8 protein-coding genes are annotated in these 12218 nt (G+C 55.8%); 6 read left to right on the top strand and 2 right to left on the bottom strand.

Features of this window, described 5'->3' with window-relative positions; all coding sequences use genetic code 11:
* Positions 1 to 90: 90 nt before the first annotated feature.
* The 5 genes from purL to glnB all read left to right on the top strand — a co-directional run bounded on the left by purL (position 91) and on the right by glnB (position 8431).
* A complete protein-coding gene (gene purL / locus H650_RS07730; RefSeq protein ID WP_020454739.1) occupies positions 91 to 3978 on the top strand; it encodes a phosphoribosylformylglycinamidine synthase in 3888 nt (1295 codons plus the stop codon).
* Between the two features lie 535 nt (positions 3979 to 4513).
* The gene (gene qseE, locus H650_RS07725) at positions 4514 to 5950 is read left to right on the top strand and encodes a two component system sensor histidine kinase QseE/GlrK (protein ID WP_071925215.1); all 1437 of its coding nucleotides are present in this window, start codon (positions 4514 to 4516) and stop codon (positions 5948 to 5950) included.
* Entirely contained in the window at positions 5947 to 6684 is a 738-nt protein-coding gene (gene qseG, locus H650_RS07720) for a two-component system QseEF-associated lipoprotein QseG (RefSeq protein ID WP_020454737.1), read from the top strand. Before qseE ends, qseG begins: the two co-directional genes overlap by 4 nt.
* Positions 6681 to 8018, top strand: coding sequence for a two-component system response regulator GlrR (gene glrR / locus H650_RS07715; protein WP_017459023.1), 1338 nt, complete (start codon positions 6681 to 6683; stop codon positions 8016 to 8018). Before qseG ends, glrR begins: the two co-directional genes overlap by 4 nt.
* Positions 8019 to 8092: 74 nt before the next feature.
* Positions 8093 to 8431 (top strand): nitrogen regulatory protein P-II, encoded by a 339-nt coding sequence (gene glnB, locus H650_RS07710; protein WP_002438074.1) that lies wholly within the window; start codon positions 8093 to 8095, stop codon positions 8429 to 8431.
* A 36-nt stretch (positions 8432 to 8467) separates the two neighbouring features.
* Here glnB and hmpA read toward each other — a convergent pair whose 3' ends face one another.
* Positions 8468 to 9658 (bottom strand): NO-inducible flavohemoprotein, encoded by a 1191-nt coding sequence (gene hmpA / locus H650_RS07705; protein WP_020454736.1) that lies wholly within the window; start codon positions 9656 to 9658, stop codon positions 8468 to 8470.
* A 316-nt stretch (positions 9659 to 9974) separates the two neighbouring features.
* On the opposite strand from hmpA, the gene glyA reads away from it, so the two are divergent.
* Positions 9975 to 11228, top strand: a complete 1254-nt coding sequence (gene glyA / locus H650_RS07700) for a serine hydroxymethyltransferase (protein ID WP_008502165.1) — start codon at positions 9975 to 9977, stop codon at positions 11226 to 11228.
* Between the two features lie 46 nt (positions 11229 to 11274).
* On the opposite strand, the gene H650_RS07695 is transcribed toward glyA, so the two are convergent.
* Positions 11275 to 12144: a nickel/cobalt efflux protein RcnA gene (locus tag H650_RS07695; RefSeq protein WP_020454735.1), complete on the bottom strand. Its 870-nt coding sequence runs from the start codon at positions 12142 to 12144 to the stop codon at positions 11275 to 11277.
* Positions 12145 to 12218 lie beyond the last annotated feature (74 nt).

Here is a 12218-nt window from a genome sequence, read left to right as displayed (position 1 = left end):
GACGCGCAGGATTCTCTATAATGACGCCCGTTTTCCCCTGGTGCACACTTAAAGCGTCCCCGACGCTTCGTAATCGAAGACGAGAGACTTATGATGGAAATTCTGCGTGGTTCGCCTGCATTGTCCGCTTTCCGTATCAACAAACTGCTGGCACGTTTTCAGGCCGCCAACCTCCCGGTAAGCAACATTTACGCCGAATACGCTCACTTCGCCGATCTCAATGATGGGCTGACAGAAGATGAATACGCGCGGCTCCAGCGCTTGCTGAAATACGGCCCGAGCCTTAGCAGCCATACCCCGACCGGAAAATTACTGCTCGTCACTCCTCGTCCCGGCACCATCTCTCCCTGGTCTTCTAAAGCTACCGATATCGCCCACAACTGCGGCCTTAACAAAATCAATCGCCTTGAGCGCGGCGTCGCCTATTACGTTGACGCAGCCGGGCTGACTGACGCCCAGTGGAACGACGTTGCCGCAGAGCTGCATGACCGCATGATGGAGAGCGTATTCACGTCACAAGCCGACGCCGAACGCCTGTTTGAGCACCATCAGCCTGCGCCGGTACAGAGCGTGGATCTGCTCGGTGAAGGCCGTCAGGCGCTGATTGATGCCAACCTGCGTCTGGGGCTGGCGCTGGCGGAAGACGAAATCGACTACCTGCAAGAGGCGTTTACCCGCCTGGGGCGCAATCCGAACGACATCGAGCTTTATATGTTCGCGCAGGCGAACTCTGAGCACTGCCGCCACAAAATTTTCAACGCCGACTGGGTGATTGATGGCAAGCAGCAGCCGAAGTCGCTGTTCAAAATGATCAAAAACACCTTCGAGCAAACGCCGGATTTCGTGCTGTCGGCCTATAAAGATAATGCCGCAGTGATGGAAGGTTCCGAAGTGGGTCGCTTCTTCGCCGATCGCGGGGAAGGGCGTTACGACTACCATCAGGAACCGGCGCATATTCTGATGAAGGTGGAAACTCACAACCACCCGACGGCGATTTCGCCGTGGCCGGGGGCGGCGACAGGTTCCGGCGGCGAGATCCGCGACGAAGGCGCAACCGGCCGTGGCGCGAAGCCAAAAGCGGGGCTGGTGGGCTTTTCCGTTTCTAACCTGCGTATTCCTGGCTTTGAACAGCCGTGGGAAGAGGATTTCGGTAAACCGGATCGTATCGTTACTGCGCTGGACATTATGACCGACGGCCCGCTGGGCGGCGCGGCGTTCAACAATGAATTTGGTCGTCCGGCGCTGAATGGTTACTTCCGTACTTATGAAGAGAAAGTGAACAGCCACAATGGCGAAGAGCTGCGCGGCTACCACAAACCGATCATGCTGGCGGGCGGCATCGGCAACATCCGTGCCGATCACGTGCAGAAAGGTGAAATCACCGTTGGCGCGAAACTGATCGTGCTGGGCGGTCCGGCGATGAATATCGGTCTGGGCGGCGGCGCCGCGTCGTCGATGGCCTCCGGTCAGTCCGACGCGGATCTTGATTTTGCCTCCGTACAGCGTGACAACCCGGAGATGGAGCGTCGTTGCCAGGAAGTTATCGACCGCTGCTGGCAGCTGGGTGATGCCAACCCGATCCTCTTTATTCACGACGTTGGCGCGGGCGGCCTTTCTAACGCCATGCCGGAGCTGGTGAGCGACGGCGGTCGCGGCGGTCGTTTTGAGCTGCGCGATATTCTGAGCGATGAGCCGGGAATGAGCCCGCTTGAGATCTGGTGTAACGAATCGCAGGAGCGCTACGTGCTGGCGGTTGCCGCCGATCAACTGGCGCTGTTTGACGAGCTGTGCCGCCGCGAGCGCGCGCCGTACGCGGTGATTGGTGAAGCGACGGAAGCTCAACATCTGACGCTTAACGACAGCCACTTTAACAACCAGCCGATCGATATGCCGCTGGATGTGCTGCTGGGTAAAACGCCGAAGATGACCCGCGATGTCGCGTCTCGTCAGGCGGCTGGCGAAGCGCTGAACGTGCAGGGCATTTCCATTGCCGATGCGGTTAACCGCGTGCTGCACCTGCCGACCGTGGCGGAAAAAACTTTCCTTGTGACCATCGGCGACCGTACGGTGACCGGTATGGTCGCGCGCGATCAGATGGTTGGCCCGTGGCAGATTCCGGTGGCGAACTGTGCAGTCACCACCGCCAGCCTTGATAGCTACTACGGTGAGGCGATGGCGCTGGGCGAACGTGCGCCGGTTGCGCTGCTGGACTTCGCCGCTTCCGCCCGCCTGGCGGTGGGTGAAGCGCTCACTAACATCGCTGCAACGCAGATTGGCGATATCAAACGTATCAAGCTGTCGGCGAACTGGATGGCCGCCGCCGGTCACCCGGGTGAAGACGCCGGGCTGTATGCCGCAGTGAAAGCGGTGGGCGAAGAGCTTTGTCCGGCGCTCGGTTTAACCATTCCGGTGGGTAAAGACTCCATGTCGATGAAAACCCGCTGGCAGGAAGGCAGCGAGCAGCGCGAAATGACCTCGCCGCTGTCACTGGTGATCACCGCGTTTGCCCGTGTTGAAGATGTTCGCCGCACGGTTACCCCGCAGCTTTCCACGGAAGATAACGCCCTGCTGCTGATTGACCTGGGTAATGGCAATAATGCACTGGGTGCCACCGCGCTGGCACAGGTTTACCGCCAGCTTGGGGACAAACCGGCTGATGTGCGTAACGTTGAGCAACTGAAAGGTTTCTTTGATGCTATCCAGGCGCTGGTGGCGGACCGCAAACTGCTGGCCTATCACGATCGCTCCGATGGCGGCCTGCTGGTCACGCTGGCAGAGATGGCCTTTACCGGTCACTGCGGCATCAACGTTGATATCGCGTCTCTGGGCCAGGATCGTCTGGCGGCGTTGTTTAATGAAGAGCTGGGCGCGGTGATTCAGGTGCGCGCGGCCGATCGCGAAGCGGTAGAAAGCGTACTCGCGGCTTATGGTCTGGGGGATAGCGTTCACTATCTCGGTACTGCCGTTGCTGGCGATCGCTTTGTGATTGAAGCTGATGGCCAGGCGGTGTTTAGCGAAAGCCGTACTCAGCTGCGCATGTGGTGGGCGGAAACCACCTGGCAGATGCAGCGCCTGCGTGATAACCCGGAGTGTGCGGATCAGGAGCATCAGGCGAAAGCCAATGACAACGATCCGGGCCTTAACGTGAAGCTCTCTTTTGATATCAACGACGATATCGCTGCACCGTTCATTGCTACCGGTGCGCGGCCGAAAGTGGCTGTGCTGCGTGAGCAGGGCGTCAACTCGCACGTTGAAATGGCGGCTGCATTCCATCGCGCCGGTTTTGATGCCATTGACGTGCATATGAGCGATCTGCTGGCAGGGCGCACTGGCCTTGAGCACTTCCAGGCGCTGGTTGCCTGCGGCGGCTTCTCGTATGGCGATGTGCTGGGTGCAGGTGAGGGTTGGGCGAAATCGATTCTGTTCAACGAGCGTGTGCGTGACGAGTTCGAAACCTTCTTCCATCGCCCGCAGACACTGGCGCTTGGCGTGTGTAACGGTTGCCAGATGATGTCTAACCTGCGTGAACTGATCCCGGGCAGCGAGCTGTGGCCGCGCTTTGTGCGTAACCACTCCGACCGCTTTGAAGCGCGCTTCAGCCTGGTGGAAGTGACGCAAAGCCCGTCGCTGCTGCTGAGCGGTATGGTCGGCTCGCAGATGCCAATCGCCGTTTCCCATGGTGAAGGTCGCGTAGAAGTGCGTGATGGCGCGCATCTGGCGCAGCTGGAAAGCAAAGGACTGGTGGCGTTGCGCTACGTGGATAACACCGGGGTCGTGACGGAAACTTATCCGGCGAACCCGAACGGCTCACCGAACGGCATTACGGCTGTGACCAGCGAAAGCGGGCGCGTAACCATTATGATGCCGCACCCGGAGCGCGTGTTCCGCACCGTTTCCAACTCCTGGCATCCGGAAAACTGGGGCGAAGACAGCCCGTGGATGCGTATCTTCCGCAACGCCCGTAAACAGTTGGGTTAATTTCGTCATCATCAGTAAGCCCTCTTCTTTGTAAGAGGGCTTTTTTTCGTCTGAGCAAAAGTGTCTGCATTTCCCGACATAGGGTATCAAGTGGTGTCTCCAAAAAGAGACATTTAATTTATTGATTATAAATGATTTATTTTTGATGCTATCAGTGTGTTGCTAAATAGCGACAGGTTGTTGAAATGATAAGCACATCACACTTTCATTTTTAAAATATTAAATTATTAAAAATCAATAGATTAAATTAATTGTTGGCGTGTTGGCACAATACCTGCATAATATTACGCAGTGGCTCATTCACCTCCTTATGTCAGCCCCTTCGGGACGCGCTACATAAACTTCGAATGACGCACTTAAAGGTGCCTGCCGTCCACCTGCTGATAATTGCGTTGCTTTATCAGGCATCGGGCGAAACGTCGAGTTAGGCACCGCCTAATTTCATAACAAAGCCGGGTTAATACCCGGCTTTGTTGTTTCTGGCTTTTGGTAAATCAGTTAGCATCTCCATACCTTTTTTTGCGAGAGAAGTGCATTGAAACGCTGGCCTGTTTTCCCCCGCTCGCTTCGCCAACTGGTCATGATGGCGTTTTTGTTAATCCTGTTGCCGCTGCTGGTGTTAGCCTGGCAGGCGTGGCAAAGCCTGAACGCACTCAGTGCGCAGGCGTTGCAGACTAACCGCACAACGTTGATTGACGCGCGTCGCAGTGAAGCAATGACCAATGCCGCACTGGAAATGGAGCGTAGCTACCGGCAGTACTGTGTGCTGGATGATGCCACCCTGGCGCGCGTGTATCAGAATCAGCGTAAGCGTTATAGCGAAATGCTTGACGCCCACGCGGGCGTGCTCCCTGACGATAAACTTTACCAGGCGTTGCGCCAGGATTTAAACGCGCTCGCCCAGTTGCAATGTAAAAATAGCGGCCCGTCTGCCGAGGCCTCTGCGCAGCTTGAAGCGTTTGCCGCCGCCAATACCGAGATGGTGCAATCGACACGGGCGGTGGTTTTTTCCCGCGGGCAACAGCTTCAGCTGGAAATTGCCGAACGCGGCCAGTTTTTCGGCTGGCAGGCGCTGGTGCTGTTCCTGGTGAGCCTGGCGCTGGTCCTGCTGTTTACCCGCATGATCATCGGTCCGGTGAAGGGCATCGAGCGGATGATTAATCGCTTGGGCGAGGGGAGAACCCTGGGCCGTAGCGTTGTCTTTAAAGGCCCGCGCGAACTGCGTTATGTTGGGGAACGGATCCTCTGGCTGAGCGAAAGACTCGCCTGGCTTGAATCACAGCGTCATCAATTCTTACGCCACCTTTCCCACGAGCTTAAAACGCCGCTTGCCAGCATGCGCGAAGGCACCGAGTTGCTGGCCGATCAGGTTGTTGGACCGCTGACGATGGAACAGAAAGAGGTGGTGGAGATCCTCGATGCCAGCAGCCGCAATCTGCAAAAACTGATTGAGCAATTGCTGGATTACAACCGCAAGCTGGCGGAGGGGTCGGTAGAGCTGGAAACCGTGGAACTTGCGCCACTGGTAGAAATGGTGATCTCTGCCCACAGTTTGCCGGCGCGAGCTAAAATGATGCATACCGATGTCGCCCTTGATGTGGCGACCTGCCAGGCCGAACCGATGTTGCTGATGAGCGTGCTGGATAATCTTTACTCCAACGCGGTGCACTATGGTGCTGAATCCGGTAACATTTCTCTGCACAGCTATACTGCCAACGCGCGGCTCTGTATCGAAGTGGCAAATACCGGTACGCCGATCCCTGAAACGGAGCGTGAAATGATCTTCGAACCGTTCTTCCAGGGCAGCCACCAGCGAAAAGGCGCGGTGAAAGGCAGCGGGTTGGGGCTAAGCATTGCCAGGGACTGCATTCGCCGTATGCAAGGCGAACTGCATCTGGTGGCGAGCAGCAAAGCTGATGTCTGTTTCCGTATTGAGCTACCTCTCAATGCGCCGGAAAAATCCACTCAATGAATCTAAATCTGGTGAGTATGTCGCATGTTTTTTCCCGCGTGATTAACGCGGTTACACAGCAAAACGCCTGGCTTCGCGTGTTTCCTTGTCTGCTGCTGGCGGGGTGTGTTGCACAAAAACCGCAAAGCGCGATTCATGACCTCCAGGAAGAACGGCTCCCTGAACATCAACTGGCCGATTTTTTGTCCACAGATTGCGACGATATCTGGTCGCTGTCCGGGCAAAACGTCGACACCAATCCGCTTTACTGGCTGCGCGGTATGGACTGTGCGCAACGTTTATCGCCTGCCGCCGCGCGTGCTGAAGCACGTACCTGGTCTGACGATAACTGGCAGGCAACGTTCAGGCGCGGCATTTTGCTCTCTAACGCCAAAATTTCGCCGCTTGAGCGTCGTGAATACACCGAGCGGCTGGGCGCATTAAGCCCCACGATCCCTGCGCAGGTTCGTCCACTGTTTGAGCTGTGGCGCGATGGTGAAAAAGCCCAATTACAACTGGCGGAAGAGCGCGCCCGTTACGCGAAGTTACAGCAATCCGCGGACAGCGAGCTGGATAGTCTGCGCCAGCAACAACAATTCCTGCGCGAACAACTGGAAACAACTACCCGTAAACTGGAAAACCTCACCGATATCGAACGGCGTCTCTCCACGCGCAATAAACCCGCCGCTACTGACCTGCCGGACAGTTCTCACCCGTCTAAAAGCGACGGCACTCAGGAGGATGTGAAACCATGACCAGCCGTAAACCTGCCCATCTGTTGCTGGTGGATGACGATCCGGGGCTGTTAAAACTGCTGGGGCTGCGCCTCACCAGCGAAGGCTACAGCATCGTCACGGCGGAAAGCGGGCAGGAAGGATTACGCATTCTCGCGCGGGAAAAGGTCGATTTGGTAATAAGCGATCTGCGCATGGATGAGATGGACGGTATGCAGCTGTTTGCCGAAATCCAGCGCGTACAGCCGGGCATGCCGGTGATTATCCTGACGGCCCACGGCTCGATTCCCGATGCGGTGGCCGCGACCCAGCAGGGCGTGTTCAGCTTTCTGACCAAACCGGTGGACAAAGACGCGCTGTATAAAGCGATTGACGATGCGCTGGAGCACAGCGGTTCGGCGATGGATGACCAGTGGCGTGAAACCATAGTCACTCGTAGCCCGGTGATGCTGCGTCTGCTGGAGCAGGCGCGGATGGTGGCGCAATCTGACGTGAGCGTGCTGATTAACGGCCAGAGCGGTACCGGGAAAGAGGTGCTCGCGCAGGCGATTCATAACGCCAGTCCGCGCAGCAAAAGTGCGTTTATCGCCATTAACTGCGGCGCGTTGCCGGAACAGTTACTGGAATCTGAACTGTTCGGTCACGCGCGCGGTGCGTTTACCGGCGCAGTCAGTAGCCGGGAGGGGCTGTTCCAGGCGGCGGAGGGCGGTACGCTGTTCCTTGATGAGATTGGCGATATGCCGATTCCGTTGCAGGTCAAACTGCTGCGCGTGTTGCAGGAGCGCAAAGTGCGCCCGCTTGGCAGTAACCGCGATATCGATATTAATGTGCGCATCATTTCAGCCACGCACCGTGATTTACCGAAAGCGATGGCGCGCGGCGAGTTTCGCGAAGATCTCTACTATCGGCTGAATGTGGTGAGCCTGAAGATCCCGGCGTTAGCTGAGCGTGCGGAAGATATTCCGCTGCTGGCCAATCATTTGCTGAAACAGTCGGCAGAGAGACATAAACCGTTTGTTCGCGCGTTTTCCACCGATGCCATGAAGCGGCTGATGACCGCCGGCTGGCCTGGCAATGTGCGCCAGTTGGTTAACGTCATTGAACAGTGTGTGGCGCTCACCTCATCGCCGGTTATCAGCGATGCGCTGGTGGAGCAGGCGCTGGAAGGGGAAAATACGGCGTTGCCGACCTTTGTTGAGGCGCGTAACCAGTTTGAACTGAACTACCTGCGCAAGCTGCTGCAAATCACTAAGGGCAATGTCACGCATGCCGCGCGCATGGCGGGGCGCAACCGCACCGAGTTTTACAAATTACTCTCCCGCCATGAGCTCGACGCCAACGACTTTAAAGAGTAATGGTGAAATGATTATGGTACTGTGAGCAACCGATTACGATGCAGCAGACTGGCAAGAGCGTGTAAGGAACGACCATGAAAAAGATTGATGCGATTATTAAACCTTTCAAACTGGATGATGTACGTGAAGCGCTGGCTGAAGTCGGCATCACCGGGATGACGGTAACGGAAGTGAAAGGTTTTGGTCGTCAGAAAGGCCACACTGAACTTTACCGTGGCGCGGAGTATATGGTGGATTTTCTGCCGAAGGTGAAGATTGAAATTGTCGTGACTGACGACATCGTTGATACCTGCGTGGACACCATTATCCGTACTGCCCAGACCGGTAAAATCGGCGACGGTAAGATCTTCGTCTTTGATGTCGCACGCGTGGTGCGTATCCGTACCGGCGAAGAAGACGACGCCGCAATCTGATATTTTCCCTCACCCCGCAGGGTGAGGGTGCCTGTTTTACAACACTTTATGCGGGCCAAAGCATTCGTAATGAATGCTCTCTTTGTTCACGCCAAGTGTGACCAGCTGTTGCGCGACAAACTGCATAAAACCGACCGGGCCGCAGAGATAAAACTGCATCGCCGGATCGCTGAACTTCCCTTCCAGCGCGCGCAAATCCATCAACCCTTCACTGTGATAGCGACCGCTGTTCACCTCAGCCGCCGCAGGCTGTTGATACCAGACATGCTGGTAAAAATGGTTCAGCGACGCACCCAGTTTGCTTACTTCATCGGCAAAGGCATGCACCTCGCCATTCATCGCGGCGTGGAACCAGTTTACCTGCGCGGCATGCTGCGATTTTGAAAGGCTGTCGAGCATCGCCAGCATCGGTGTTTGACCGACACCCGCGGAGATCAGCGTGACCGGCGTGTTGCTCTGCACATCAATAAAGAAATCCCCGGCAGGCGCTGCAAGATGCACGATATCGCCCACTTTCGCACTGTTATGCAGCCAGTTAGAAACCTGCCCACCCGCTTCGCGTTTTACCGCGATACGGTAGCTTTTGCCGTTGGGCTTGCGGGTCAGTGAATACTGGCGGATCTCCTGATTGGCGAAACCTTCAGGCTTCAGCCAGACACCCAGATATTGCCCTGGCTGATAAGCGGCGACCGGCTGACCGTCGACGGGTTCAAATTCAAAGCTGGTGATAAGTGCGCTCTGCGGTTTTTTCTCTACCAGGCGGAACAGGCGCGTGCCTTGCCAGCCGCCGACTTTTTCAGCGTGTTCGCTGTAGATTTGCGCTTCACGGTTGATAAAGACACCCGCCAGTACGCCGTAGGCTTTTCCCCAGGCGTCTAACACTTCTTGCCCCGGGCTGAACATCTCATCCAGCGTCGCCAGCAGGTGTGTGCCAACAATGTTGTACTGTTCCGGCTGGATCTGGAAGCTGGTGTGCTTCTGGGCGATTTTTTCTACCGCCGGCAGCAGCGCGGCAAGATTATCAATATTGCTGGCGTAAGCGGCAATGGCGTTGAACAGCGCTTCACGCTGATCGCCATTGCGCTGGTTGCTCATATTGAAAATCTCTTTCAGTTCCGGATTGTGAGTGAACATCCGGTCGTAAAAATGAGCGGTGAGTTTTGGGCCGGTAGCCGCCAGCAGGGGAAGAGTGGATTTGACCGTAGCGATGGTTTGGGCGTCGAGCATGATTGCTTCCTTTTTTACAGAACATTTAAAGTTGTATTTTAAATGCATCTTATAGCGCGGCGACCTGGCTTGTAAAGAGCGGACAATGTAAAGGGATTTACATCGTGAATAAGTTGCATCACAAACCTGAAAAGAAATCCGCTTTAACGGGGAAGTGTCTTATCGCTCAAACCCTTGTCTGACGCGGAGCCAATCGTTTGCGTAAAAACCTTTGTCAAGACCTGTTATCAGAATATTAATCAGTTATACTGTGGGCCGTTCCCCAAATTTGGGCCCTCATTTAGAGTTGTTTTGTTAGCTGAGTCAGGAGATGCGGATGTTAAAGCGTGAAATGAACATTGCCGATTATGATGCCGAACTGTGGCAGGCTATGGAGCAGGAAAAAGTACGTCAGGAAGAACACATTGAACTGATCGCCTCCGAAAACTACACCAGCCCGCGTGTAATGCAGGCTCAGGGTTCTCAGCTGACGAACAAATACGCCGAAGGTTATCCGGGCAAACGCTACTACGGCGGTTGCGAGTATGTGGATATCGTTGAGCAACTGGCGATTGATCGCGCGAAAGAACTGTTTGGCGCGGATTACGCTAACGTGCAGCCGCACTCCGGCTCGCAGGCGAATTTCGCGGTCTACACCGCGCTGCTGCAACCGGGCGATACCGTTTTGGGTATGAACCTGGCGCAGGGCGGCCACCTGACTCACGGCTCCCCGGTTAACTTCTCTGGCAAACTGTACAACATCATCCCTTACGGTATTGATGAGTCCGGTAAAATTGACTACGAAGACATGGCGAAGCAGGCGAAAGAGCACAAACCGAAGATGATTATCGGTGGTTTCTCTGCTTACTCCGGTATCGTTGACTGGGCGAAAATGCGTGAAATCGCCGATAGCATCGGTGCTTACCTGTTCGTTGATATGGCACACGTTGCGGGTCTGATTGCCGCAGGCGTTTACCCGAACCCGGTTCCGCATGCGCACGTTGTGACCACCACCACCCACAAAACCCTGGCGGGTCCGCGCGGTGGCCTGATCCTGGCGAAAGGCGGTGACGAAGAGCTGTACAAAAAACTGAACTCCGCTGTTTTCCCAAGCGCGCAGGGCGGCCCGCTGATGCACGTTATCGCGGCAAAAGCGGTGGCACTGAAAGAAGCGATGGAGCCAGAGTTTAAAGTTTACCAGCAGCAGGTTGCCAAAAACGCCAAAGCGATGGTGGAAGTGTTCCTGAACCGTGGCTACAAAGTGGTATCCGGCGGGACTGAAAACCACCTGTTCCTGCTGGATCTGGTGGATAAAAACCTGACCGGTAAAGAAGCGGATGCCGCGCTGGGCCGTGCGAACATCACCGTGAACAAAAACAGCGTGCCGAACGATCCGAAGAGCCCGTTTGTCACTTCCGGTATCCGTATCGGTTCTCCGGCTGTGACTCGCCGCGGCTTCAAAGAAGCGGAAGTAAAAGAGCTGGCTGGCTGGATGTGCGACGTGCTGGACAACATCAATGACGAAGCAGTTATCGAGCGCGTCAAAGGTAAAGTCCTGGATATCTGCGCCCGTTTCCCGGTTTACGCCTAAGTTTATTCCGCTTCGAAAAACCCGCTGCGGCGGGTTTTTTTATGTCTTAGTGCAGCGCGCTATAGCCGTGAATGCCCATATAAACGCCGACGAGCGCGATAAGTGCGCTGGAAAAATAGGGTGCCTTACGCGCCAGCGTGTTAAAGCCGGACCAGCGTTTTGCCGCTTGCTGGACGCTGATTGCCGCGCCAACGCCAACCGCAACCAGTGTGAGTGCAAGCCCGATACTGAAAGAGACCACTAATGTTGCGCCCAGCGTGATGGCTTTTAACTGAATACAGATCAGCAAAATGGTGATCGCCGCAGGGCAGGGGATAAGCCCGCCGGTTAAACCGAATAGCAGGATCTGACCGTTAGTCACCTCGCCGCCGGTAAAACGCCGCTCAATATCCCGTGCATGTGCCCGCTCGTGCGCATCCTGATACTCCTCTTCTTTAGTCACTTTTCGCAGCGACAAGATCGTTGGCTGCGCGGTGACACGAGCTGGTTGTACCGGCTGAAGTACCAGGCTTGGAGCACGGTGCGCGTGGCCGTGGTCATGTTCGTGGTGATGATGATGCCCGGCGTGCCACGAACGTTCACCTTGCCAGGTGCGCAGAAACATCCACACCGCCGTACCAAAAATGATCACCGCAGATACCATTTGCAGCCAGGGTTCAACGGCTTGTGCGGTGAACTGGCTGCTGAGATACATGCCCCCGAGCGCAATCAGCCACACCACCACCGTGTGGGATAGCGTGGCGGCGAGACCTAGCATCACGGCCTGTTTAACCGTGCCTTTGATGGCGATGATAAATGCCGCCATCATGGTTTTAGAGTGCCCCGGTTCGAGGCCGTGCAGCGCGCCGAGCAGGATGGCGCTTGGAATAAAAAACCAGGCGTTCCCTTGCTGAAAAAGCGTGGTGAAGTCATTCATGAGAATAATTCTCGGTAAAAATTTGTGCGCTCAAATCTACTCCCCCCCAGTAGTAAATACTACCCCCCAGTAGA

The sequence above is a fragment of the Enterobacter sp. R4-368 genome (genome assembly GCF_000410515.1).
Classification (GTDB): Bacteria; Pseudomonadota; Gammaproteobacteria; order Enterobacterales; family Enterobacteriaceae; genus Kosakonia.
This window is presented reverse-complemented; position numbering and strand designations above follow the sequence as displayed.